Source organism: Candidatus Planktophila vernalis, from assembly GCF_002288185.1.
Taxonomy (GTDB): domain Bacteria; phylum Actinomycetota; class Actinomycetes; order Nanopelagicales; family Nanopelagicaceae; genus Planktophila; species Planktophila vernalis.
Genome location: NZ_CP016776.1, coordinates 412,080 through 436,020, shown reverse-complemented (window position 1 = coordinate 436,020; position 23,941 = coordinate 412,080). Strand labels below are relative to the sequence as shown.

Annotated in this window: 23 protein-coding genes and 2 tRNA genes; 11 read left to right on the top strand and 14 right to left on the bottom strand. The window is 46.1% G+C overall.

Going from position 1 to position 23,941, the window contains the following annotated elements:
• From leuS to A7sIIA15_RS02305, 10 genes are all read right to left on the bottom strand, one after another.
• The gene (gene leuS, locus A7sIIA15_RS02350; RefSeq protein WP_095685613.1) at nucleotides 1-2,484 is read right to left on the bottom strand and encodes a leucine--tRNA ligase; all 2,484 of its coding nucleotides are present in this window, start codon (nucleotides 2,482-2,484) and stop codon (nucleotides 1-3) included.
• 3 nt (nucleotides 2,485-2,487) lie between these two features.
• Nucleotides 2,488-2,560: transfer RNA gene (locus tag A7sIIA15_RS02345), tRNA-Ala, on the bottom strand.
• A 44-nt stretch (nucleotides 2,561-2,604) separates the two neighbouring features.
• Nucleotides 2,605-3,255, bottom strand: coding sequence for a histidine phosphatase family protein (locus A7sIIA15_RS02340; RefSeq protein ID WP_095685612.1), 651 nt, complete (start codon nucleotides 3,253-3,255; stop codon nucleotides 2,605-2,607).
• Complete coding sequence (gene rsfS, locus A7sIIA15_RS02335; RefSeq protein WP_017955973.1) at nucleotides 3,245-3,622, bottom strand: ribosome silencing factor; 378 nt, start codon at nucleotides 3,620-3,622, stop codon at nucleotides 3,245-3,247. The genes A7sIIA15_RS02340 and rsfS overlap by 11 nt, the downstream gene beginning before the upstream one ends.
• Nucleotides 3,609-4,160, bottom strand: a complete 552-nt coding sequence (nadD, locus tag A7sIIA15_RS02330; protein ID WP_095685611.1) for a nicotinate (nicotinamide) nucleotide adenylyltransferase — start codon at nucleotides 4,158-4,160, stop codon at nucleotides 3,609-3,611. The genes rsfS and nadD overlap by 14 nt, the downstream gene beginning before the upstream one ends.
• 137 nt (nucleotides 4,161-4,297) lie before the next feature.
• The gene (ligA, locus tag A7sIIA15_RS02325) at nucleotides 4,298-6,322 is read right to left on the bottom strand and encodes an NAD-dependent DNA ligase LigA (RefSeq protein ID WP_095685610.1); all 2,025 of its coding nucleotides are present in this window, start codon (nucleotides 6,320-6,322) and stop codon (nucleotides 4,298-4,300) included.
• Nucleotides 6,322-7,395 carry a tRNA 2-thiouridine(34) synthase MnmA gene (gene mnmA / locus A7sIIA15_RS02320; RefSeq protein WP_095685609.1) on the bottom strand — a complete coding sequence of 358 codons (1,074 nt, stop codon included), beginning with the start codon at nucleotides 7,393-7,395 and terminating at the stop codon, nucleotides 6,322-6,324. The genes ligA and mnmA overlap by 1 nt, the downstream gene beginning before the upstream one ends.
• A complete protein-coding gene (locus tag A7sIIA15_RS02315) occupies nucleotides 7,392-8,537 on the bottom strand; it encodes a cysteine desulfurase family protein (protein ID WP_095685608.1) in 1,146 nt (381 codons plus the stop codon). Before A7sIIA15_RS02315 ends, mnmA begins: the two co-directional genes overlap by 4 nt.
• A 10-nt stretch (nucleotides 8,538-8,547) precedes the next feature.
• Complete coding sequence (locus A7sIIA15_RS02310) at nucleotides 8,548-9,501, bottom strand: electron transfer flavoprotein subunit alpha/FixB family protein (protein WP_095685607.1); 954 nt, start codon at nucleotides 9,499-9,501, stop codon at nucleotides 8,548-8,550.
• Nucleotides 9,498-10,283: an electron transfer flavoprotein subunit beta/FixA family protein gene (locus A7sIIA15_RS02305; RefSeq protein WP_095685606.1), complete on the bottom strand. Its 786-nt coding sequence runs from the start codon at nucleotides 10,281-10,283 to the stop codon at nucleotides 9,498-9,500. The genes A7sIIA15_RS02310 and A7sIIA15_RS02305 overlap by 4 nt, the downstream gene beginning before the upstream one ends.
• A gap of 122 nt (nucleotides 10,284-10,405) precedes the next feature.
• Between A7sIIA15_RS02305 and A7sIIA15_RS02300 the strand changes: the two genes are divergently transcribed.
• The 9 genes from A7sIIA15_RS02300 (at nucleotide 10,406) to A7sIIA15_RS02260 (ending at nucleotide 20,646) form a co-directional block, all read left to right on the top strand.
• Nucleotides 10,406-11,548, top strand: coding sequence for a glycosyltransferase family 4 protein (locus A7sIIA15_RS02300; protein ID WP_223298282.1), 1,143 nt, complete (start codon nucleotides 10,406-10,408; stop codon nucleotides 11,546-11,548).
• Nucleotides 11,545-12,693, top strand: a complete 1,149-nt coding sequence (locus tag A7sIIA15_RS02295; RefSeq protein WP_095685604.1) for a glycosyltransferase — start codon at nucleotides 11,545-11,547, stop codon at nucleotides 12,691-12,693. Before A7sIIA15_RS02300 ends, A7sIIA15_RS02295 begins: the two co-directional genes overlap by 4 nt.
• Nucleotides 12,694-13,542, top strand: coding sequence for an SGNH/GDSL hydrolase family protein (locus A7sIIA15_RS02290; protein WP_095685603.1), 849 nt, complete (start codon nucleotides 12,694-12,696; stop codon nucleotides 13,540-13,542).
• A 34-nt stretch (nucleotides 13,543-13,576) separates the two neighbouring features.
• Entirely contained in the window at nucleotides 13,577-15,685 is a 2,109-nt protein-coding gene (gene glgX / locus A7sIIA15_RS02285) for a glycogen debranching protein GlgX (RefSeq protein WP_095685602.1), read from the top strand.
• A gap of 30 nt (nucleotides 15,686-15,715) precedes the next feature.
• Entirely contained in the window at nucleotides 15,716-16,624 is a 909-nt protein-coding gene (locus A7sIIA15_RS02280) for an ACP S-malonyltransferase (RefSeq protein WP_095685601.1), read from the top strand.
• Nucleotides 16,621-17,640, top strand: coding sequence for a beta-ketoacyl-ACP synthase III (locus tag A7sIIA15_RS02275; RefSeq protein WP_095685600.1), 1,020 nt, complete (start codon nucleotides 16,621-16,623; stop codon nucleotides 17,638-17,640). Before A7sIIA15_RS02280 ends, A7sIIA15_RS02275 begins: the two co-directional genes overlap by 4 nt.
• 109 nt (nucleotides 17,641-17,749) lie before the next feature.
• On the top strand, nucleotides 17,750-17,998 hold the full coding sequence (locus A7sIIA15_RS02270) for an acyl carrier protein (protein ID WP_095658707.1): 249 nt from the start codon (nucleotides 17,750-17,752) through the stop codon (nucleotides 17,996-17,998).
• Between the two features lie 20 nt (nucleotides 17,999-18,018).
• The gene (fabF, locus tag A7sIIA15_RS02265) at nucleotides 18,019-19,254 is read left to right on the top strand and encodes a beta-ketoacyl-ACP synthase II (protein ID WP_095658708.1); all 1,236 of its coding nucleotides are present in this window, start codon (nucleotides 18,019-18,021) and stop codon (nucleotides 19,252-19,254) included.
• Nucleotides 19,255-20,646, top strand: coding sequence for an acyl-CoA carboxylase subunit beta (locus A7sIIA15_RS02260; protein WP_095685599.1), 1,392 nt, complete (start codon nucleotides 19,255-19,257; stop codon nucleotides 20,644-20,646).
• Here A7sIIA15_RS02260 and A7sIIA15_RS02255 read toward each other — a convergent pair.
• The gene (locus tag A7sIIA15_RS02255; protein WP_095685598.1) at nucleotides 20,643-21,404 is read right to left on the bottom strand and encodes an SIMPL domain-containing protein; all 762 of its coding nucleotides are present in this window, start codon (nucleotides 21,402-21,404) and stop codon (nucleotides 20,643-20,645) included. The genes A7sIIA15_RS02260 and A7sIIA15_RS02255 overlap by 4 nt on opposite strands.
• A 17-nt stretch (nucleotides 21,405-21,421) precedes the next feature.
• Nucleotides 21,422-21,931 carry a DUF3145 family protein gene (locus A7sIIA15_RS02250; protein ID WP_095685597.1) on the bottom strand — a complete coding sequence of 170 codons (510 nt, stop codon included), beginning with the start codon at nucleotides 21,929-21,931 and terminating at the stop codon, nucleotides 21,422-21,424.
• 262 nt (nucleotides 21,932-22,193) lie between these two features.
• On the opposite strand from A7sIIA15_RS02250, the gene A7sIIA15_RS02245 reads away from it, so the two are divergent.
• Entirely contained in the window at nucleotides 22,194-22,397 is a 204-nt protein-coding gene (locus A7sIIA15_RS02245; RefSeq protein WP_017956305.1) for a cold-shock protein, read from the top strand.
• Between the two features lie 43 nt (nucleotides 22,398-22,440).
• Here A7sIIA15_RS02245 and A7sIIA15_RS02240 read toward each other — a convergent pair whose 3' ends face one another.
• Nucleotides 22,441-23,034, bottom strand: coding sequence for a M23 family metallopeptidase (locus A7sIIA15_RS02240; RefSeq protein ID WP_095685596.1), 594 nt, complete (start codon nucleotides 23,032-23,034; stop codon nucleotides 22,441-22,443).
• A gap of 69 nt (nucleotides 23,035-23,103) precedes the next feature.
• On the opposite strand from A7sIIA15_RS02240, the gene A7sIIA15_RS02235 reads away from it, so the two are divergent.
• A tRNA-Ile gene (locus tag A7sIIA15_RS02235) sits at nucleotides 23,104-23,177 on the top strand.
• A gap of 62 nt (nucleotides 23,178-23,239) precedes the next feature.
• Here the strand turns inward: A7sIIA15_RS02235 and A7sIIA15_RS02230 are convergent.
• On the bottom strand, nucleotides 23,240-23,935 hold the full coding sequence (locus A7sIIA15_RS02230) for a WD40/YVTN/BNR-like repeat-containing protein (protein ID WP_150123718.1): 696 nt from the start codon (nucleotides 23,933-23,935) through the stop codon (nucleotides 23,240-23,242).
• Nucleotides 23,936-23,941: the final 6 nt, after the last annotated feature.

Genomic DNA, 23,941 nt, shown 5'->3' with positions numbered 1-23,941 from the left:
TTAAGCGACGATATTAACTAGTTTTGGCGCGCGCGCAATGACCTTTTTCGGTGCGTTTGTGCCTAGTTCGGCAACAATCGTTGGGTGTGCAAGGGCTAACGCCTCAAGTTCTGCATCTGTAATCGTTGGTGAGACATCAATGCGCTCTTTAATCTTGCCATTAATTTGAATAACGGCTTCCACTGAATCTGCCACAAGAAGTTTTGGATCCACCGCTGGCCAGCCTGCAAGTGCCACAGCAGGCTTATGTCCCAATCGCTCCCACATCTCTTCTGCTGTAAACGGTGCAACAAGTGAAATCATGATTGCAATTGCTTCAACAGCTTCGCGAACTGCAGGATCAGAGCCTCCGCAACCAGAGTCAATCGCTTTACGCGTTGCATTTACTAGCTCCATAACGCGGGCGACTGCGACGTTGAATCGGAATGACTCAACTGCAAATCCTGCATCATTTAATGCCTTGTGTGTTGCTTTACGCAGAGAGACATCTCCCTTGGAAAAATCTGCCCCTGGAGCACTTGTTACATCTCCAGATAAACGCCAAGCACGAGTTAAGAATTTAACTGAACCCGATGGTGAAACATCAGACCAGTCAACGTCATCTTCTGGTGGACCAGCAAAAACCATAGACAAGCGAATTGCATCAACGCCATGCTTTTCAAGTTCATCAGAGAGTGCAACAAGGTTGCCACGGCTCTTTGACATCGCAGAGCCATCCATGACAACCATTCCTTGGTTGAGCAGGCGGGTAAATGGTTCATTGAAATTAACCATGCCCATGTCGCTTAATACTTTAGTAAAGAAGCGGCTGTAGAGAAGGTGCAAAATCGCATGTGTTACGCCGCCAACATATTGATCAACTGGCAACCACGTTTCAATATCTTTCTTTGAAAATGGTTCATCGTGCACAGTAGATGATGGATAACGTAAGTAATACCAGGATGAATCCACGAAGGTATCCATCGTGTCAGTATCTCTCTTTGATGCAGCCCCACACTTAGGACATGCAACATTGACCCAATCAGTTGCAGCACCCAGTGGTGATGTTCCCTTTGGCTTTAAATCTAAACCTTTTGCATCAGGCAAAGTAAGTGGAAGTTGATCTGCAGGAACAGGAACTTCACCACATGATGGGCAGTGAATAATTGGAATTGGAGTTCCCCAGTAGCGCTGACGAGAGACTAACCAATCGCGCAAACGGTAGTTACGGGCAGATTTTCCAAGACCATCTTTTTCTAATTGGCTGTTAATAGCAGCGATTGCATCGGCCTTATTAAGACCATTGAGTGCGCCTGAGTTAACTAATTTTCCATCTCCCGTTGTTGCAACACCACTTGTATTGGGATCTTCTTCCCCAGTTTCAACAACTACAACTACAGGCAATTTAAATGCTTTAGCAAAATCTAAATCTCGCTGATCGTGAGCTGGAACAGCCATGATGGCACCGGTGCCGTAATCAGCTAGAACATAATCACTTGCCCAGATAGGTAGCTTTGCTCCATTTACAGGGTTAATCGCATAGCGATTTAGGAAAACTCCACTCTTAGGACGATCTGTTGCTAGACGATCAATATCGCTATCAGCCTTGATTTTTTCAAGATAAGCATTGAACTCTGTTTCGATTCCTGTACCAACCACTAACTCTGCAGCAAGTTCACTATCGGCAGCAACAACCATGAAAGTCGCGCCATATAAAGTATCTGGACGGGTTGTGTAGATGGTTACAGGTGCCGTGCGGCCTTCAATTACAAAGGAAACATTGGCACCAGTTGAACGACCAATCCAGTTGCGCTGCATCATTAAGACTTTTTCAGGCCACTTGCCCTCAAGTTGAGCCATGTCATCTAGTAAACGATCGGCGTAATCAGTGATCTTGAAATACCACTGATTCAACTTCTTCTTCGTTACGGCTGAATCACAACGCTCACAAAGTCCTGCAACTACTTGCTCATTAGCTAAAACAGTTTGGCAACCAGGACACCAGTTCACTGCTGAATCTTTTCGATAAGCAAGTCCGCGCTCGTGCAGCTTTAAAAATAACCATTGATTCCATTTATAGTATTCAGGATCGCACGTATTAAAGACTCGGTCCCAGTCAAATGAACATGCAAATCGTCGCATCGATGCTTTTTGCACAGCAATGTTTTCATAGGTCCAGATGCGTGGATCAGAATTACGTTTGATTGCAGCGTTTTCAGCAGGTAAACCAAAAGCATCCCAAGCAATTGGGTGCATAACGTTAAATCCCTTTTGCACCCAGTAACGGGCAATCACATCACCTAATGCATATGCCTCGGCATGACCCATGTGAAGATCACCTGATGGATAAGGAAACATATCCAAGACATATTTCTTTTCACGTTTGTCATCCGGGCGACCAGATTTAAATGGCTGAACTTGATCCCAAATGGGCAGCCATTTTTCCTGCACGTAGGCAAAGTCATATGCCGCGTGCTCGCGCTCGTCATTCACGTTGTTATTCATACGTGGAGCTAAGGGGATTTGAACCCCTGACCCCCTGCATGCCATGCAGGTGCGCTACCAGCTGCGCTATAGCCCCATTTACTTCAAGTGCAGACCTTACCGCATACATGTGCGGTGGTTTTAAACGAAAGTTGCTCCACTTTCTTCGCCATAAACAGGTTCTGGAATAGATCCAGCGTTGTGTTCGACTAAATTCCACTGACGGGGATTTCTTTGAAGGACCGACCATGATGCATTTGAAAGTCCACCCAAAACTCCCCAATGCGAAAGTGGAAGTTGAAGTAATTCACCTAGAACGCATCTGGCTGTTCCACCATGTGTTGCAACAACTAAGAGTTGTTCAGTTTTTCCTTCTAAAGCTTTTAGGATTTCACCAACTGCTCGAGATGCAACTTCACTGCGTCGCTCCCCTGTTGTGCCAGCTGGACTATCGTCGCCATCAATCCAGCGAATAAAGTTATGGAAATCTTCGGCACGATTTTGTGAACCAGTTTTACCTTCCCACAAACCACCATTAGTTTCACGTAGTGATTCATGTGAAGAAAAACCCAAGCCAGTTAAATCTGCGAGAGATTGTGCGGTTTCTTTCGCTCGACCTAAATCACTTGAAATAATTTGCGTTGGATTCATGCCCGCTAAAACTTGGGCTGCTCGAGTTACTTGTACTTTTCCAACTTCATTGAGTGGAATATCAGAATGGCCTTGAAAACGGTTTATCTTGTTCCAGTCTGTTTGTCCATGGCGCCAAATAACAATTCGATTACCTACCATTTAATGCGGCTTCCTTCACAGCATCTAGTTCAATCGTTGGGCAATCATTCCAAAGACGATCAAGCATGTAGTACTTGCGAAGTTCAACACTTTGAATATGCACAACTAAATCTGAGTAATCAAGCAGAATCCATTCAGCGCCTTTTTCACGGCGTGCTGGCTTCTCTCCTATTGCTTGAAGCTTGCGTTCTACTTCATCTGCAATTGAATCAACTTGTGCTGAATTCTGGCCTGTTGCAATCAAAAAAACTTCACTTAAAACTAATTGATCTGATAAATCAATAGCGATTAAATCCGTGCCAATCTTTTCGATAATGGCATGGGCAGCTACTTGGGTTATCTCGCGGGTTTTGCTACTGATTGTCATAGAGCCCATTCTCTCTTATAAATCCCGCCACAATTTCCGGCACATCAGCGCTCATTCCCTGGCGAATCGATGTTGCCGCAGTATCAAGGGCCTCAATATCAATCCCAGTTGCTGGATAACCTGGGCGATTGATGCAGATGATTGAGACCATTTTTTCTAACTCTTGGGCCCTATGCCATTGATCCATCTTTGAAAAAGCATCGGCTCCTACAATTAAGTAGATCTGATCATCTGGAAATGTTTGACTAACGGCCTCAACGGTATCAATGGCATAGCTTGGACCTTGACGCAATATCTCAATGGGATTGACCTGCACTTTGTTCTTGATTTCTTCTGGCAAAGTTGAAACGGCTAACTCACACATCGTGCGACGTTGCTCAGCAGATGCACTTGGCTCGGCACTGCGAAGTAGCGGATTGCCTGCAGGGATTAGAAGTAATTGATCAATGAGATCTTTTTTAAATAGTTGGGTAATTACGTGCAGATGACCACGGTGAATGGGGTCAAAGGTTCCGCCGTAAATTCCAACGCGGGACAAATTAGTCCCGGTCTAGGCGGAGAGTTAAATACAGAAGAAGCGAGAGAACGGCAAAACCAATAATGCCAAATGCGTAAGGGGGCATTGGGAGTTCGCGCACGGCCTCGTTTGCTAAGTTCATCATGGTTGAAATCCTACTATGCCAACCCATTAAGTAATTGCTTAAATCGAGCCTCGTCGATGACTGGCACGCCAAGTTCTTGTGCTTTAGCTAACTTTGATCCTGGGTCAGTGCCCACCAATACATAGTCGGTCTTCTTAGATACAGCGCTAGCAGCTTTGCCACCGTGGCCTGTGATGGTTTCGGAGATGCCATCGCGAGTGAAAGATTCCAATCCACCAGTGACAACAAAAGTTAAGCCAGCAAGTGTCTGTGGCAAGGCAGCAACTTCTTGTTGCACAACTGTTACCCCAGCAGCATCCCACTTTCGAATAATTTCACGGTGCCAATCAACTGCAAACCACTCAACTATTGACTGCGCAATTGTTGATCCGACACCATCAACTGCAGCTAACTCCTCTGCCGATGATGTAGAAATCTTTGCAATTGATGCAAAGTTAGTCGCTAATGCTTGCGCCGCTGTTGGGCCAACATGTCGAATTGATAGTGCAACTAATGTTCTCCACAACGGTTGCTTCTTGGCTTGCTCTAGTGCGCCAAGAAGCTTTGCAACATTTGCGCCAGCTGTTCCATCTTTTTTCATAAAGAACTCACTCTTTGCCAATTTCTCCTCATTTAAGGCAAAGAGATCTGACTCATCCATAATTATTTTAGATTCAAGTAATGCCACTGCAGCTTCATAGCCCAGAACGTCAATATCTAGAGCAGCACGTGAACCAATGTAGTAAATGCGCTCACGTAGTTGAGCTGGGCAACTTTGTGTATTGGGGCAGCGAATATCAACATCAGCTTCAGACATTGCTCGAAGCTTTGATCCGCACTCTGGACACTTTGTTGGCATAACAAAAGCGCGCTCATTGCCTGTGCGACGCTCAATGACTGGTCCTAAAACTTCTGGAATAACATCGCCAGCTTTGCGAATAACAACAACATCTCCAATTAAGACGCCTTTGCGAACAATTTCTTCAGCATTATGAAGGGTTGCATTAGTAACTGTTGAGCCCGCAACTTTGACTGGTTCCATAAAAGCAAATGGTGTTACACGACCCGTGCGACCAATACTCACCTTGATATCTAGAAGTTTTGTAGTTACTTCTTCCGGTGGATATTTAAATGCGATTGCCCACTTAGGTGCACGTGAAGTAAAGCCCAACTGGGCCTGCTCACTCATTGAATCGACCTTTATAACTACGCCATCGATTTCATGCTCAACATCATGGCGATGTTCTTCATAATATTTAACAAATTTCTCAACTTCAGCGCGGCTCTTACACACCTTAAAGCGATCACTTGTTGGCAACCCAAGTGAAGCTAACACTTCATAGGCATCACTTTGTGACTCAAATGAAATACCCTCTTTCGCTCCCACGCCATGAACAACTACAGAGAGTGGGCGCGATGCAGTAACTCGTGGATCTTTCTGTCGCAAAGATCCAGCTGCACCATTGCGTGGATTAGCAAAGAGAGCTTTACCAGATTCCTCTAGCGATTCATTGAGCTCATTGAAGGCTGCAATAGGAAAAAAGACTTCGCCGCGAACTTCAATCAAATCTGGAGTTTTATCACCCTTGAGAGCATGAGGAAGGTTCTTAATTGTCTTAACGTTCAGTGTCACATCTTCACCTGTAACACCATTGCCACGAGTGAGTCCGCGCACTAATTGACCTTTTTCATAGGTCAAGTTGATTGCCAAGCCATCGACTTTGAGTTCGCATAAGTAGAAAGGTTTAGGAACTTCCTTCTCAACGCGATCAAACCAAGATGAAAGCTCTTCAGTGTCAAAGACGTTATCTAAGCTCATCATCTTTTCAATGTGATCACGTTGCTCAAATTGAGTAGCAAACCCTCCACCCACGTGCTGGGTTGGTGAATCTGCCTCACGAAGTTCTGGGTGCTTTGCTTCTATCGCAGTTAATTCTTTTAGTAAGGCATCAAATTCTGCATCAGTAACTGTTGGTGCATCTAGAACGTAGTATTTAAATTGATGATCACGAATTTGTCCCATGAGCTCACTCATGCGGTGGCGAGCTTGATTACTCATTACTCAGTCTCACAAATTGTGGCTGAACCTACGACGCGATCACCATCATAAAGAACCATTGCTTGGCCAGTTGCTAGCCCTAAGAGAGGTTCATCTAGATGAGCGGTTAGCAGGGTTCCATCAAAGAAGTATGAACAAGGTAGAGCTGCACCATGCGCACGTACTTGAACAAAGCCACGCTGCGGTTTGTCTGTAACTGCAGGACCACACCACACCGCTCTTTCTCCACGCATTGTTGACACCGCTAAATCTTCACGAGCACCAACTACAACAGTGTTGCTCACTGGTTCAATCTTTAAAACAAATCGTGGAGAACCATCTGCAGTTGGAACAGTTAGTCCTAAACCTTTACGTTGACCAATTGTGTATGTGTAAGCACCCTTGTGCTCACCGATTTTCACACCATCTTGATCCACGATTGGACCTACTTCACTTCCCAATCGATCGCGCAACCATCCTGCGTTATCACCGGATGGAACAAAGCAAATATCGTGACTATCTGGCTTTTGTGCAACAGCTAATCCACGCGCCTCTGCCTCTTTGCGAATATCAACCTTGGTTGTATCCCCTAATGGAAAAATTGCACCTTCAATTTGTTCAACAGTTAAAACCGATAAAACATAGGATTGATCTTTCGAATGATCAACTGCTCGGTGAAGTGTTTTCCCAGAATCAGATATCTGAGTTCTTGCATAGTGACCTGTGACAACACCATCAAAGCCCATAGCGCGGGCACGGTCTAGAACAGCAGCAAATTTAATCTTTTCATTACAACGCAGACATGGATTAGGTGTTCTACCAGCTGCATATTCAGCTAAGAAATCTTCAACAACACCATCATGAAACTCTTCTGCCATATCCCAAATATAAAAAGGAATACCGATGACATCTGCTGCTCGGCGAGCATCATGTGAATCTTCAATGGTGCAACAGCCTCGTGCGCCTGAACGATACTTTTGTGGATTAGAAGAGAGCGCTAAGTGCACACCAATAACATCATGGCCAGCTTCAACTGCGCGGGCAGCAGCCACCGCTGAATCAACACCACCACTCATTGCTGCAATTAACTTCATGAAAGATTTGCCGCCCTTCCACGAGTAATTACATCAGGCAGTACTGACACTGCGAAATCCACGTCTGCGCTTGTGCTTGTCGCCCCAAATGAAAAGCGTAATGAAGATTGTGCGCTTACTTCGTTGTGTCCCATAGCAAGGAGCACATGGCTAGCTTCATGAACCCCAGCGCTGCATGCCGACCCCGTTGAGCAGGAGATGTTTTGTGCATCCATGAGCAGAAGTAAAGAGTCACTTTGTGTTCCAGGAAAAGTAACATTGACGATTCCAGGTAAACGATCAGCTTTTAATCCGTTGACAATAACTTCAGGCAGAGCAGAAGTAATACCTGCAATGAAAGAGTCTCTTAACGCACTTATTTTCGCAGAATCGTAATACTTACTTTGAGCCGCTGCAGCGAAGGCAACAATTGCTGGTGCATTCAAAGTTCCACTTCTAATTTCTCGCTCTTGTCCCCCACCATGGAGTAAGGCTGGGATTTCAACTGCTCGGCGCAAAATGAGCGCGCCAATTCCAAGAGGTCCACCGGTTTTATGGGCGCTCAATGACATTGCAAAAACACCAAGCTCAGCAAATGAAAGAGGTACTTTCTTAAAGCTTTGCGCGGCATCTGTGTGAACTGGAATCTCTCCAGCAATGTCAACAACTTTGCGAATCGGCTGAATTACTCCAGTTTCATTGTTTGCATGCATCACACTGATTACTGCAATCTCATTTCCCCGAGTGGCAACTATGTGAGTGAGAAATTCAAGATCAACAACTCCATCATGGGTGACGGGAATTTGAATTACTTCGGCACCCTCGTGAACTTCTAACCAATGTGCTGGATCTAAAATTGCATGGTGTTCGATGGAACTAATAACCACAACATGCTTACCTTTATCCCGGCCCTGCCAATACAAACCTTTAAGTGCCGTGTTATTTGCTTCAGTCCCTGATGCGGTGAAAATAACTTCACTTGGCAAACAACCCACTTCTTTTGCAATTACTTCACGGGCATCTTCTAGAGTTTTTCTGGTTGCACGTCCATGTGTGTGCAGACTTGAAGGATTACCTAAGCGTGCTAATTGCGCAGTCATCGCAATTAAAGCTTCTTCAACCATGGGCGTTGTTGCCGCATGGTCTAGGTAGATAGAGGACATAGGTCCAATCTTAGGCTTTGCGGGCTTTAACGCCTTCAGTGGCAGGAGGCAGCACGGCAAAGAGATCTCCCACAACACCAAAATCAGCTAATTCAAAGAGTGGGGCTTCTGGATCTTTGTTAACCACCACGATGTTCTTGCTTGTTTGCATACCTGCACGGTGCTGAATCGCCCCTGAGATACCGCACGCAACATAGAGCTGTGGGCTCACAGTTTTTCCAGTCTGACCAACTTGGTGAGAATGTGGATACCAACCGGCATCAGTTGCTGCGCGTGATGCGCCAACTGCTGCGCCTAATGAATCTGCAAATGCTTCCACCGATGCAAAATCTCCATTTGTTCCACGACCACCTGAAACAACAATGTTGGCTTCAGTTAACTCTGGACGACCACCCTTAACTGGAGGTTGCGAGGAAGTAATTGTTGCTTTCTTAGAAGAATCAGAGATTGGCGCAGTTATGTTTTCAATTGAAGGCGTAGCCGCGGCAAAGTTTGCCGTGATGGTATTTGGGCGCACTGTAATTATCGCTGCGCCTTCATTAACCTTTGAGTGCACAGTTGTAGATCCACCGAAAACTAATTGAGTTGCAGTGCAATCTGACGCAATATCTACAGCATCAGTAATAATGCCAATCTTTAGCTTCATTGCCACGCGTCCAGCAACTTCTTTGCCAAATGCGTTTGATACAACTAGAACTGCCGATGGCGTGGTTTGCCCGATGACATGTGCGAGCGCATCTGCACAAGCTGCAACACCATGCTTTGTAAAATCATCTGATTCAATCACTAATACTTTTGTAACAGGTCCCTGAGTAATGGAGGCTGCATAGGCTGCACCCTTTCCAACAGGTGCTAAAACAAGGGCGGTTACTTCACCAATTACTGCGCCAGCAGTTGATATTTCAACTGTTGCTTTGGTGGCCTTTTCGCCGGCAAAATCAGCGAGAATTAACACAGTGCTCATATCAACTTCTTCTCACTCAAGAAATCAACAAGTTTTTGCCCAGCAGATCCATCATCTGTAACAACAACACCAGTGGCACGCGGTGGACGAGGAGCTGCATCAATTACTGCAGACCATGACTTTGTGAACTCAGCACCTGTGCTAGCAAAGTCACGAATATCAATTGTTTTTTTCTTCGCGGCCATAATGCCCTTAAAGGATGGGTAGCGGGGTTCATTAATCTTTTCCACAACGCTGATTACGCAAGGAAATTCTCCATGGACTTCATCGACGCCAGCTTCAGTAACTCGTGTAATCGAGACATTCTTTGCGCTTGGATCTACTGTAACTTTGGAGGCAAAAGTTAACTGAGCACATCCCAGCTTCTCACTTATCATCGCTGGCACAACGCTCATACGAGCATCCGTTGACTCAGTTCCGCAGATAACCAAGTCATACTCACCTTTGAAGATGACATTGGCTAAAACTTCAGCGGTAACAACTGCATCTGCTCCAACTAGAACGGCATCACTAATCAAAATCGCATCATTTGCACCCATAGATAGGGCCTTTCGCACAGCTTCAGTTGCACGCTCTGGTCCCATTGAAATAACTGTGACTGTATTAGCGCCACCTTCTTCATTGCCACCATGTGCCTCTGCAATTCGAAGAGCTTCTTCAACGGCATATTCATCTAAGTCATTGAGAACTGCATCGACGTTGGCGCGATCGAGTAAGCCACCAACCATCTTCTTCTCAGCCCATGAATCCGGGACCTGTTTGATGCAGACTGCGATCTTCATGTGGCCAAGGTTACTGGCCAGTAACCCGAAAGGCGAACTGATTCTCAGATTTCACGCATGATTTGCCGACACGTAACCTCAAGGACTACTTGAGTCTTTCGGGGCAACCGACCCTAATCGTCATGAGTCAGAAGATGCGAATTGCAATCGTCACTGAGTCATTCCTACCTCAGATCAACGGTGTGACTAACTCTGTTTTGAGGGTTCTAGAACACCTTAAGAGTCAGGGCCATGAAGCCCTAGTCATTGCACCCGAGAGTATTGACGCTCCTCGCGAATATTCCGGCTTTCGAATCAAACGTGTTCCAAGCCTTGAAATGAAAGGCTTGATTCCACTTGGCTTTCCGCAACGGGCGCTAGAGCCTTTAATTGATGGCTTTGCACCAGATGTTATTCACTTAGCTTCGCCAATCTTTCTTGGCAAATACGCAACAAAAATTGCACAGAATCTCAATATTCCGACTTTATCAATCTATCAAACCGACGTAGCAGGATTTGCCCGTCATTATGGATTAACTGTCGCACATAATTCATTGAAGAAATGGGTTGCAAAGATTCATTCGTCTAGTGATCGCACATTGGCTCCTTCAACTTGGTCTTGCAAAGACTTAGAACAAAGTGGAGTTAAAAACGTGCACTTGTGGCAACGCGGCGTTAACGCAGTCAAGTTTTCTCCAGATAAGCGTGATATTGATTTGCGATGTGAACTTCTAGGTTCGCGACCAGATCGCAAAATTATTGGTTATGTTGGCCGCCTTGCAAATGAAAAACGAATAGATGATCTTAAAGTCTTAGATGTTAGAGATGATGTTCAGTTAGTAATCGTTGGTGACGGACCAGCACGCTCACGCTTGGAAAAGCACCTTCCTAATGCTCGCTTTGTTGGTTATCAAAGTGGCGAAGATTTAGCGCGTTACTACGCATCACTAGACATTTTTGTTCACACAGGTGCACATGAAACTTTCTGCCAATCAATTCAAGAAGCTCTTGCCTCAGGTGTCCCAGTCATTGCTCCCAACTCTGGTGGTCCATTAGATCTGGTCAAGCATGGCTGGACCGGTTATCTCATTAACACTGCAGATTCGGTTGCCCTTAACCAGAACGTTAACAATCTTTTAAACAAGCATGAGCCAGCAATCTTGCGCGAGCGCACACGTGCATCAGTAATTGATAACTCTTGGGACCTCGTTAATTCGCAGCTCATGAATCACTACCGGGAATTAATCCAACTCTCTGATCAGAGACTGAAGGAGAATGTCGCATGAAAATAGTTCACATCGCCAATTTCTATGGCCCAAAGTCAGGTGGAATAAAAACGACGCTTCATCAATTAGGCACCGGATACGTTGCAAGAGGTCATTCTTTTACCTACATTGTTCCTGGAACAGGCTTCTACTGTGAAGAGTCAACTAGTGGCACCAAGATTACGATGCCCTCCATTGAGATCCCTTTTAGCGGTGGTTATCGCATCATTCGCAATAATCGCGATGTTAAGAAACTTCTGATCACACTCAAGCCAGATGTATTAGAGATTTCTGATCGTTTCACTCTCTCCAAAATTGGGGCTTGGGCAGGGCAGCGAAATATCGCAGCGGTAGTTTTTAGCCATGAAACATTGAGTGGGTTAGCAAAGAACTACTTCCCCTTCTCCCTTAAGCGCATCGTCGATTGGCATAACCGCAGACTGTCTTCGCGCTTTAAGCATGTTATTACCACAACTGAGTTTGCGTCAAAAGAGTTTGAAGAGATTAAAACTACGAATCTTGTGAGAGTTCCATTAGGTGTTGATCTAGACAAGTTCTCACCATATCTGCGCAACGAGGAATTCCGTAAAGATTTATTGCAAGGTGCAGACGTTCTACTAGTTCACTGCGGCCGCATGTCCCGGGAAAAACATCCAGCACGCTCTATCGAAGCACTTAAGGTCTTGTTAGAACGCGGCATTAATGCCCGCTTGATATACGTTGGCATTGGCCCAATGTATGTGGATTTGCGCGAGAAGAGTAAGAACCTGCCGGTTACCTTCCTTGGCTATATTGCAGATCGCGAACGCCTTGCTGAAATTCTGGCAACGGCAGATGTTTCACTAGCACCTGGTCCAATTGAGACTTTCTGTTTAGCGGCCCTTGAATCACTGGCTGCCGGGACACCTGTGGTTGCATCTAATACAAGTGCAGTGGGTGAATTCCTTCTTATTAACACTTCTGAACCAGTCGGAGCCATTGCGGGCAATACTGGACATGAATTTGCGAACGCGATTGAGCGCGTGCTTGAAATGCGCCATGATCCCAAGCTGCCTCAGCGCTGTTTTCACCAAGCAGAGAATTTCCCATGGAGTGCCACGCTGTCTTTGATGCTCAAACTTCATGGTGATAGCCAAGAAGTTAAAAGAAGGTTGCGGGCAGCATAAATGGAGCGCGTCGCAACCTTCGCAGTATTGGGAGATAGCGCCGCATCTGGCGTCGGCGACACCGATAAGAATGGCAATTCTCGTGGTTGGAGTTACTACCTAGCTAAAAATTTCAAAGATCCCCTGGTTTATGTAAATTTTTCACGTCCAGGTGCTAAATCAGATGAGATTCTCAATGATCAACTTCCTAAAGCAATTTTGCATTCGCCCTCAATCACAGCGGTAATCGTTGGCGGAAATGATGCACTGCGAAATGGATTCTCCCCTGAGCGCTTACATCAAAATCTGCGTAGCACAATTAAACAACTCAAGGATCTTGGCTCCGAAGTTCTACTTTTGCAATTACATGATCCCACCTTGATTGTGCCAATGCCAAAAACATTAGGAACTGTGCTGCGCCGCCGCATTAATGCCGTCAATCAAGTCACTCAAGCAATTGCTGCAGAGTTTGGGACAGAGATCTTAAGGACCCGTGAGCTCGAAGGTATTTATGAGAGAAAAGTTTGGCACATTGATCGCATGCATCCATCGAAGTTTGGGCATCAGTTGCTGGCCCAGCATTTTCGTGAAATCTTGAGTAAGCGATGGGATATTGATCCGATTCACCTTGACCCCATTGCTAAGAAGCCAAAAGCCGAATCAATTAAGTGGATGCTCAAAAATGGAACCCCCTGGTTCTTGAAACGTTCCGTTGACTTACTCCCTGCAGCTCTCTATTTAATAATTTGTGAACACATTCGAAGGCTATTTCGACCAAATGCTCATGCCAATGCTGTGATTTATTTCCCTGAATTTGTAAATCACCGAGAAGCAGGCTTACTCGAAGTTTTTGAAGAGCGGGTGTCATAAGACAAATTCTGCTATTTCACGGCAGTATTGCGCCGTGCTTGCAGCTGATCCCCGAACCCTTGGTGCCACCGTCACTGATGGCGGAACTAACTTTGCCATCTGGTCCAACGCCGCCGATGCCGTGGAGCTTTGCCTATTTAACGAGGTCAATGGCAAGTTAGTAGAAACCCGTTTTGCAATGTCACATCGCAACGGACCAATCTGGCACGGGTACTTAGCAGGCGTGCGCCCAGGTCAGCGCTATGGCTACCGCGTCTATGGACCATGGCAACCAGAACATGGAGTTCGCTTCAACGCTTCTAAACTTTTGATTGATCCCTATACGCACTCACTTGATGGGCAACTTCATTACGTCCCTGAAATCTATGGCCATGTTGCAACCGATGGTGTGGGAAATGGCGATATAACTATTCGCGATGATCGCGATAGTGCAGGAAAGGTTCCTTATAGCGTTGTTACTGATCACAGCGCTCGCGAGATCAATCGCCCACTTGTGCCATGGGCAAAGACAATAATTTATGAAGCACACGTGCAAGGCCTTACGGCTAAGAACTTAGAAATCCCAGAAAATGAGCGGGGCACGTATAAAGCTCTCGGTCATCCTTCAACAATTGCACATTTAAAATCAATTGGAACAACTGCACTAGAGCTATTACCAATAGCAGCATCGGTTACTGAGCCTGGCATCTATGCACGAGGTAGGAAGAATTATTGGGGCTATAACTCTTTAGCTTTTAGTGCTCCTAATGCTAACTACGCATCAACTAGTGATCCCATCTCAGAACTCCAAGTTGCAGTCGATCAACTCCACAACGCGGGCATTGAAGTGATTTTAGATGTTGTTTATAACCACACCGCTGAAGGTGGAGTGGGCGGACCAACTCTTTCTTACAAAGGAATTGATAACAAGGCTTACTATCGTCAAGATGCCAATGGAAATTACATAGATGTCACCGGTTGCGGAAATACTTTTGCGGCAAGCAATCCCCACTCTGTTCGACAAATTGTTGATTCACTGCGCTGGTGGGTAGAAGTAATTGGCGTTGATGGATTCCGCTTTGATTTAGCCACAGCCCTATACACAAGCAATAGCGCCTTTAATTCATCTCTCATGTCTGCCATTGAATCTGACTCAGTTCTGCGAAACCTTAAGATGATTGCAGAGCCTTGGGATATCTCCCGCTACTCACTCGGTGACTTCCCGCATCCTTGGCGAGAATGGAATGATGCTTATCGCGATTCAGTGCGCCAGTTCTGGCTTGGTGATCTAGAGCGTGGTTATGGTGAAGGCGTAGCTGATATCGCTAACAGCATCAGTGGTTCTAGCTCGATTTTCTATTACCGCGGCCCAACTTCATCTATTAACTTCATTGCAGCCCATGATGGCTTCACCCTGCATGACATGGTCAGCTATAACGCTAAACACAATGAAGCTAACTTAGAAAACAATGTCGATGGAAGTGACTCCAATAGATCGTGGAACGTTGGCATTGAAGGTGAAACAGATGATCTAGGTGTGAACACAATTAGGCATTGGCTCAAGAAATCGATGCTTGCAACTCTGATGCTCTCATCTGGTGTTCCGATGCTCAATATGGGCGATGAAGTGAGTCGCACACAAAATGGTTCAAACAACGGCTACTCATTACCAATAGATTTTCAAGATGAAAGTGAAGCAACTCTGGGTGGTGGCTGGGCATTGCCTTGGGAGTTGAGTGAACAAGGTAAAGATATTTTGGCTGCTGTCCAAGAGTTAGCAAAGATTCGTGCAACCTATCTAGCCGATGTGACTTCAGAGTTCTTTACTGGAATCATTGATGAAGGAACAAAGCGAAAAGATATTGCCTGGTTTTCTTTAGGTGGTCATGAAATGGGTGATGATCACTGGCAGGATGAAGAAAAGCGCAGCATCACTGTTTTTGTTGAAGCAGATCCAAACCGAGGTCTGTTGCTTCTCATGAATTCATCTAATGCTGAAACCATTTTCACTTTGCCTGATCAAACCTGGGGCGAAGCTTTCCGATGCATCTTTGATGCTGCCAAAGATGTTGCAACCTATGAGCCTGCAATTGCAGCTCCGCAAGCAAAAATCACTGTTGCTCAACACAGTGCTCAAGTCTGGTTAGTTACTCGTACTAGGTAGTAAGCAACCCATTCGAGTAAAGTAATAAACGTGTTAGCAATTATTGCTCCGGGACAGGGTTCCCAAACTCCAGGAATGTTTAATTCTTGGGTGACAAATCCCGTGTTTCATGAACTTCTATCTCGATGGTCAATGCGAATTGATTTGGATTTAATTGGACTTGGTACAAAAGCAGATGCTGATGAAATTAAAGACACTGCCAATGCCCAGCCACTCATCGTGGCTGCATCACTATTAGGCGCTCACGCACTTGGAATCAAGAATTTTGCCTACACATCAGGTCACTCAGTTGGTGAACTTGCAGCAGCGGCAATAAGCGGTGCAATCTGCGATGAAGATGCATTGCGTTTAGTGCGAGCACGTGGAATAGAGATGGCAAAGGCTGCAGCGCTCTCCCCCGCAGGAATGTCTGCGGTATTGGGCGGAGATCGCGAAGTTGTTTTAAAAAAATTAGAAGAACTTAAACTTGTAGCTGCAAACGATAATGGTGGCGGACAAATAGTTGCAGCCGGAGATTTAGCAGCACTTGCCGCACTATCTGAGAATCCTCCCGAAGGGGCTCGTGTTCGCGCGTTAGCAGTTGCTGGTGCATTTCACACAAGTTTTATGGAACCTGCCGTTGAGCCTTTGCGAACACTTGCAACAACCATTCAAACTGCCCCAACGACAATCTCAGTCATTTCTAATAAAGATGGTGAAGTGGTGAGCGATGGCAGCGAGGTGCTCACACGTATCGTTAATCAGATTGCTAATCCAGTGCGCTGGGACTTATGTATGCAAACACTTAAAAACTTAGGAGTTACGGGTGTCATTGAATTGCCACCGGCCGGAACTCTGGTTGGCTTACTCAAGCGCGGTGCTCCGGAGATCGAAACATTCGCCCTTAAGAGTGCAGATGACCTATCTGCTGCTAAGGAATTCGCAGGAAGGCACGCATGATTATCAAGACATCACCAACGACTAACAGTGCCATTCTCTCTGTCGGTTCCTATCGCCCTAAGCGTTTAGTTCCTAACTCTGAAATTGTTGACCGTATTGAATCAAGTGATGAATGGATTCAACAGCGCACGGGTATCGAATCACGCCGCTTTGCAGGTCCTGATGAAACTGTCATCACAATGGCCAAGGCTGCATGTGAGAGTGCACTTAAGCGAGCCAACCTCACTATGGCCGATATCGACACTTTGATTCTTTCTACTATTTCTTATCCCTACCAGGCACCTAGTGCTGCCACTGAACTCATCAATGAACTCGGTAATCCAAAAGCTGCAGCTTTTGATATCAGTGCAGCATGTGCTGGCTTTTGTTATGGCGTTGGCATGGCCAGTGATTTGGTGCGCGGTGGAACTTCGAAAAACGTCTTAGTCGTTGGCGTTGAAAAGCTCTCTGACTTTACTGACCCAGATGATCGCGCAACTGCATTTATCTTTGCCGATGGTGCAGGTGCAGTTGTCGTTGGACAAAGCGCAGAAGCAAAAATTGGTCCGACAATTTGGGGTTCAGATGCAGACTCACGCGATGCTATTTTGCTCAATCCTGCTTATACCGAATTTAGAAACTCTCCAGATAAAGGCGTTGCACAATTAGGGTGGCCAAATATTTCACAGCAAGGTCAAACTGTTTTTCGTTGGGCTGTGTACTCCATGAGCAAAGTCGGTCTCAAGGCTTTGGAGTCTGCAGGGTTAGGCGTTAATGATCTTGATGTATTCATCCCGCACCAAGCAAATATTCGCATCATTGAAACAATGGTGAAGGAAATGAAGTTGCCAGATTCAGTTTTAGTTGCTGATGACATTCGTGTGAATGGAAATACTTCTGCAGCATCAATTCCCCTTGCAATGGATATCCTGCTTGAAAAGCATCCCGAGATGCACGGCAAATTAGCGTTGCTCATTGGCTATGGGGCTGGCCTGGTTTATGCGGGGCAGGTCGTGCAGCTACCGCCTGCACCCTGAGATTTATGACACTTACGCCTGTCAATACTCGTAAGTAAGCACTCCTTTCATAGAGAATTACCACCTGTTGATCCATTGAACTATTAGCTCAAGAAAAGGAACACATCACATGGCACTTGCACCAGCAGATGTACTAGCAGGACTTAAAGAGATCGTAGAAGAAGTAGCCGGTATTCCAGCTGCATCAATTGAGCTTGATAAGAACTTCACTGAGGATCTAGAAGTAGATTCACTGAGCATGGTTGAAGTTGTAGTTGCTGCAGAAGAGCGCTTTGGCGTAAAGATTCCTGATGAGGCTGTAACTGATCTCGTCACAGTTGGCGATGCAGTTAATTTCATCGTCAACGCAGCTAAGTAAGTAGTAAGAACTCACCTTTCATGTCTCGTCGCCGCGTTGTCGTCACCGGACTTGGTGCCACAACTCCTATTGGTGGGGATGTAACAACTTCTTGGTCAGCCCTACTTGCTGGCACTAGCGGTGTTCGAAACTTGACTGAGGAATGGGCGCAAACTCTTCCAGTGCACTTTGCAGCTCGAGTAGCAGTTGAACCATCTGAGCAGATGGAGCGTGTTGAACTTCGGCGCTTAGATAGATCAGAACAATTTGCAATGATTGCATCGCGTGAAGCGTGGAAAGATGCAGGCTCACCTGATGTAGATAAAGAGCGCCTTGGTGTTGTAATCGCTTCAGGTATTGGCGGTGTAACAACACTGCTTGATCAATATGACATTTTGCGTGAAAAGGGTGCACGTCTAGTTAGCCCACACACCGTTCCTATGTTGATGCCAAATGGTCCTGCAGCAAATGTTGGTCTTGAACTACAAGCCCGTGCTGGTGTTCACACCCCAGTAAGTGCCTGTGCATCAGGTGCTGAAGCCATTGGTTATGCACTAGAGATGATTAGAAATGATCGCGCAGACATTGTTGTCAGCGGCGGAGTTGAAGCGGCAATCCACGCAATGCCAATGTCAGGTTTTGCTGCGATGAAAGCCCTATCAACTAGAAATGATGAACCGCAGCGAGCATCTCGTCCTTATGATTTAAATCGAGATGGCTTTGTTTTGGGCGAAGGTGGCGGAATTTTAGTTCTCGAAGAGTATGAACATGCAGTGGCACGTGGTGCCAAGATTTACTGTGAAATCGCAGGACAAGGCTTAACCTCTGACGGTTATCACATCGCAGCCCCAGATCCAGATGGAGCTGGCGTGCAGAGAGCAGTGAAGTTTGCGCTTCGTGATTCAGGTTTAACGACCAAAGACATCGTTCACTTAAATGCCCACGCCACTTCCACACCAGCCGGCGATGTTGCCGAAGCAAATGCTTTGCGCGCAGCACTTGGAGCAGATGCAGATCATGTTGCAGTTTCTGCAACTAAATCTATGACCGGGCACTTGCTCGGTGGCGCAGGTGCCATTGAATCTGTCTTTATTGTTAAGACTTTGCAAGATCGCCTTGCTCCCCCAACAATTAATATCGATGATTTAGATCCAGCCGTCACTGTTGACGTTGTTCGCGATAAGCCCCGAGCACTACCAGCCGGTGACATCGCAGCTCTTAATGACTCTTTTGGTTTCGGTGGCCACAACGTCGTATTGGTATTTAAGAGCATATAAGTGCCAACGCAGCAGTTAGACCCACGCGATCCAGAAAGCCGCATCGCTCGCTTACTCGATGGCGGAAAGTTTGAATTCCTTATCCCCCGCACCGATTGCGGAATGGTTGCCGTTACGGGTGATATCAAAGGAAATAAAGTTGTTGTCTTTGCATCCGATGCCACAATTAAAAGTGGAGCGCTAGGAGTAGAAGGCTCAAAAGTAATTGTTACGGCATATAAGGCTGCGATGGGTGCTCAAGTTCCCATCATTGGTATCTGGCACTCAGGTGGTGCGCGATTAAGTGATGGTGTTGCATCCCTTGATGCCTTCGGAGAAGTTTTCCAATCAATGATCTCTGCAAGTGGACGCATCCCTCAGTTATCACTTGTTCTTGGACCAACAGCCGGTGGCGGTGCATATGGACCAGCACTTACTGACATTGTTGTTTTATCTCCTGAAGGAAGAATCTTTGTAACTGGCCCTGATGTTGTTAAGAGCGTTACGGGTGAAGATACAGATATGGCCCTCTTGGGTGGACCAGAGGCGCATCGTAAAAATAGCGGCCTTGCACACATCATCGCTACAGATGAAGATGAAGCAATTACTGACATCCGCACGTTGACCGATCTTTTTGCAAATCAAGGGTTTATGAACGCAGAAGTTAATGACATTGATCTTGCAGCCTTTGTCCCGCAATCAAAAGTGCGCACATATGAAGTGCATCCCTTAGTTGAAGCGATCCTAGACACCGATGCAGAACACATTGAGCTTCTATCCATGTGGGCACCCAACATGACAACAGTTCTTGGTCGATTAGGTGGTGCAACAGTTGGTGTGTTGGCAAGCAACCCAGCACACATTGCTGGCGCACTTGATGCTGCAGCTGGTGAAAAGGCGGCGCGCTTTGTTCGCACTTGTGATGCATTTGGTATTCCACTCATTGTTATTGCAGATGTCCAAGGATTCTTACCGGGCGCCGGACAAGAGTGGGAAGGTGCGGTTCGACGCGGTGCAAAGCTATTGCATGCATTTGGCGAAGCCGTTGTCCCTCGAGTCACATTGATTACACGCCGTGCATATGGCGGTGCCTATGTTGCAATGAATTCAAAAGCTCTAGGTGCCACACGTGTATTTGCTTGGCCTAACGCTGAAGTATCAGTGATGGGCGCAGTTGCAGCGGTTCGAGTGTTGCATCGCCGTATTTTGGCCGGCTTGCCCGCAGAACAACGTGAAGCAATGGAGTTAGAGCTGGCGGCAGAGCACGAAAAGATTTCTGGTGGTGTTACACGCGCCGTTGAAATTGGCGCAGTGGATGAGATTATTGAGCCAGCAAAAACACGAAGTGCATTAGCAAAAGTTATTGCCCAGGCACCTCACCGCCGTGGTGCTCACGGCAATATCCCGCTTTAGTTTGTATTAAAAGTTACAGAAACAGTTGCGCTAACAGTCTTATTGATAGTGCTTGTGTCGTAGGCACCATAATCTGCAGTCATTGTTGAATCTGGGGTTGTGATTTGAATTGGGCCTGCTTTGACGTTTGCCAATGAACCAAGTGATCCACCCACAGCTTTAGTCAGTGATTCTGCGCGAAGCTTTGCATCCTTCATCGCTTCACTCATTAACTCTGGGCGAAGCTCGGGCAAGTTTGAGATGTAGTACTGAGGTCCATAGTTATTCACGTTAATTCCAGTTTCAAGCAAAGTGCCAATTCCTTGACTCAACTTTGAAACTAATTGCACATCCTTTGTTCGAACCGTCACATCGCGAGAAGCACGGTAGGAAAGAATACGACCTGTTGAATTTCCATTGACATACTCCTCATTGGCATAAGTAGAAACTGCGCCAAGAGTGAGGGCATCTGCTGCAATGCCGCCTTGCGTTAAATAGGAAGACAGGGCTGCAACATCTGAATCTACTTTCTTCACAGCCGCACCAACTGTTGGAGATGAAAGACTGACAGAGAGAGTCCAGACTGCATTATCTGCAACAGCACTTGTCTTGGCTGATCCTGTAACAGTGATTCCATTACCAGCACGCGTTGCAAAGCCGGTTCCAACTTGAGTTAATCCAACACCGAGTGCGAGCGCAATGATTACTGCTGACACAATGATTGTTATTGCCTTGCGGCGCTCTACGGTAATAATTGGGGATTCATTTAGTTGGCTCATGTCTTTATCCTAACTGATTAGATTGCATGCAAGCGCGCAGGTTCGCCCATGCCAGCACTCCGAAATCTTTCTAGCTCTACATCCCAGGCAGTTCCCATAGCCTGCAAAAGACCTTGTCGTATTGAATCTTCATCGAAAGCCTTTTGCATCACATTATTTATTGCGAACTCATTGAGAAGCACAGCCCCACTTAAATCTGTGACTGCTCTGTGAAGTCCAAGCTCTGGTGTAAAGCGAAAGAGTTCGCCACCGTTCTCATTTTCCTCAAGAACTTCAAAGTTTAAGTAGTGCCAACTTCGCAAAGTGCTGGCAATCTCTGCCGCAGATCCGCCGCAACCTCTCCATTGGCATTTTGTTTTAAATGTGCCGACCATCAAGCTTTGCGGTTGCCAGTTCACTTGTGCGTCTGCGCCAACGATGTTTTGAATCGCCCAATCAATATGACGGCGCAGCGCAGAGGGTGCTGAGTGAATAGTAAGTAAGCCCCGCACCGATAATTGGGCAGAAGGCGTGACAAGACGTTGCATGATGATCTCCTAGCAAGGGCGCCAAATGCGACCTTCCCCAGCTGCATTTGCTCTCACTAGTGCCTTAATTGAACACCGTGCACGCTCAAACTGTCCAGCCCCACTTTAGGCATACGGCTCAGTAGGCGGTAGAGTTCACCTCAGTCGGACGCTTAATCAGTACCCGTTTCATGTAACACATATTCGGTATCGCTGGCGCAAGAGGAAGACCGTGATCCGAGGATTTCTCGGAACACCCACATATCGAAGGAAAAGTAAAAACATGGCAACAGGCACAGTTAAGTGGTTCAACTCTGAAAAGGGTTTCGGTTTCATTGCAGTTGATGGTGGCGGACAAGATGTATTCGTTCACTACTCAGCTATCCAAGGAAACGGTTACAAGTCCCTTGAAGAGGGTCAGGCAGTTTCATTTGAGGTCGTACAGGGTCCAAAGGGTCCTCAGGCTGATGCAGTTAATCCTGCCTAATTAAAACCGCTTTACAAATAACCCTCACTGGAAACAGTGGGGGTTATTTTTTTGGTACAGGTGGAATCTCTCCAACTTTTAACTTACGTGCATTAACTTCTTTTACTGGAGATAAATCTTTTCCAGCCTTCCACGCATCTAAATATTTCCACGGCAATACTTCTCCGCGACGCACCCACCATGTTTGAGGTGGGGTTGGCCACGATATTCCAAAATGTAAATGTGGCGCAGTTCCACGGGCACTACCCGTTGATCCAATGCCGCCCAACAACCGTCCAGCTTTGACAACAACTCCGGGCTGAATACTTGCTGGGATTGTTCGCAAGTGAGATCCGTAATAGCGAACACCGTCTTCACCAATGATTGAAACGTAGAGTCCCCCACGATCAATACCTAAGTTAGTTTTTCCACTCCAACTATCTGTTCGATTTACTTCATCGACCACACCATTAATGGGTGCCACAAACTTGCACCCAGCTTTGGCCAAAATATCTGTAGCTGCATAATCATGATGAGCCCTGGCATAGTTGACTTCACAGCCTGCCACTGGAAAAACGTAAATTGGTGCAGCATTCGCGCTACTGAGTGGAAGCAACATCACAAGGGCAAGGAGCGTGGAAATACGGCGCAGATTCATATGTCTGACCTTATCTTTGCCACTATAGATTTAGCCCCGTAACATACGCATGCACTCAAAGAAGTTTTAGGGGCGGTAGCTCAGTTGGTTAGAGCCCAGAACTCATAATTCTGTCGTCGTCGGTTCGAGCCCGACCCGCCCCACTGACGTTCGGCCTCAATACAATTGAAGATCGGTAGAAGTAAGGCAGCCTCTCGGAAACAATTTACTTTTTTTGATGCTTGATAAACTCAAGATTACTTCTACTTGCTGAATAGATCACACCATTCATGACCACAGCTATCATCGATGATGACTGAGTAATGGTGCCGATAGGTGCGGGAAGCGTAATGAGTTTTTTCCAACTAGTACCAGCGTTAGTTGATTCATAAAGAACCTTGCCCGATGATGCAATCAAGCTTCCCTCAATCCAGTCAATCGAATCAACTTCAAATGTTGTTTTTATCACTGAGGAACTCTTGAATGCATTAAGGGAACGGAAAACCTTGCCATCCTTAACTCCCAAGACAGAGGCTCTTATTTTTGGATCAGGGGCGATGTCTGTAAATGGATTCAGGCCACGTTTTGCCCAACTTTTACCGCTATTACTGGAATACATTAGTTGGCCAGAGCCTGAGTCAGCACCGTAAAATTCCTTACCGTTCGTTTCAAGAATGTGAAAATCAACAATCCCAGTCAGAGCTAAACTCTTCCAACTTTGCCCACTATCGGAAGAAAATATAAGTCCAACTGGATCTTTAAGCTTTGAACCAGCCCCAGGATGTCCACTTGCGTAAAAGCCCTTTGCTGAAATTGCAAGCCCCATAACGTCAAAGCGTTCTGGACTAATTCTCTTCACACTCTTTTCATTGAGGTATTCAAATAATCCTTCGTGCGTGCCAAGAATTATCTGATTTCCCAAGGCCCT

What these genes read in the sequence shown, in the direction of transcription:
- A7sIIA15_RS02240 (WP_095685596.1), bottom strand. Translation starts at nt 23,034, where the DNA reads ATGAATCTGCGCCGTATTTCCACGCTCCTTGCCCTTGTGATGTTGCTT.
- A7sIIA15_RS02245 (WP_017956305.1), top strand. Translation starts at nt 22,194, where the DNA reads ATGGCAACAGGCACAGTTAAGTGGTTCAACTCTGAAAAGGGTTTCGGT.
- fabF (WP_095658708.1), top strand. Translation starts at nt 18,019, where the DNA reads ATGTCTCGTCGCCGCGTTGTCGTCACCGGACTTGGTGCCACAACTCCT.
- A7sIIA15_RS02305 (WP_095685606.1), bottom strand. Translation starts at nt 10,283, where the DNA reads ATGAAGATCGCAGTCTGCATCAAACAGGTCCCGGATTCATGGGCTGAG.
- A7sIIA15_RS02275 (WP_095685600.1), top strand. Translation starts at nt 16,621, where the DNA reads ATGATTATCAAGACATCACCAACGACTAACAGTGCCATTCTCTCTGTC.
- A7sIIA15_RS02295 (WP_095685604.1), top strand. Translation starts at nt 11,545, where the DNA reads ATGAAAATAGTTCACATCGCCAATTTCTATGGCCCAAAGTCAGGTGGA.
- A7sIIA15_RS02315 (WP_095685608.1), bottom strand. Translation starts at nt 8,537, where the DNA reads ATGTCCTCTATCTACCTAGACCATGCGGCAACAACGCCCATGGTTGAA.
- A7sIIA15_RS02310 (WP_095685607.1), bottom strand. Translation starts at nt 9,501, where the DNA reads ATGAGCACTGTGTTAATTCTCGCTGATTTTGCCGGCGAAAAGGCCACC.
- leuS (WP_095685613.1), bottom strand. Translation starts at nt 2,484, where the DNA reads ATGAATAACAACGTGAATGACGAGCGCGAGCACGCGGCATATGACTTT.
- A7sIIA15_RS02270 (WP_095658707.1), top strand. Translation starts at nt 17,750, where the DNA reads ATGGCACTTGCACCAGCAGATGTACTAGCAGGACTTAAAGAGATCGTA.
- A7sIIA15_RS02300 (WP_223298282.1), top strand. Translation starts at nt 10,406, where the DNA reads ATGAGTCAGAAGATGCGAATTGCAATCGTCACTGAGTCATTCCTACCT.
- A7sIIA15_RS02340 (WP_095685612.1), bottom strand. Translation starts at nt 3,255, where the DNA reads ATGGTAGGTAATCGAATTGTTATTTGGCGCCATGGACAAACAGACTGG.
- mnmA (WP_095685609.1), bottom strand. Translation starts at nt 7,395, where the DNA reads ATGAAGTTAATTGCAGCAATGAGTGGTGGTGTTGATTCAGCGGTGGCT.
- A7sIIA15_RS02290 (WP_095685603.1), top strand. Translation starts at nt 12,694, where the DNA reads ATGGAGCGCGTCGCAACCTTCGCAGTATTGGGAGATAGCGCCGCATCT.
- A7sIIA15_RS02255 (WP_095685598.1), bottom strand. Translation starts at nt 21,404, where the DNA reads ATGAGCCAACTAAATGAATCCCCAATTATTACCGTAGAGCGCCGCAAG.
- rsfS (WP_017955973.1), bottom strand. Translation starts at nt 3,622, where the DNA reads ATGACAATCAGTAGCAAAACCCGCGAGATAACCCAAGTAGCTGCCCAT.
- ligA (WP_095685610.1), bottom strand. Translation starts at nt 6,322, where the DNA reads ATGAGTAATCAAGCTCGCCACCGCATGAGTGAGCTCATGGGACAAATT.
- A7sIIA15_RS02250 (WP_095685597.1), bottom strand. Translation starts at nt 21,931, where the DNA reads ATGCAACGTCTTGTCACGCCTTCTGCCCAATTATCGGTGCGGGGCTTA.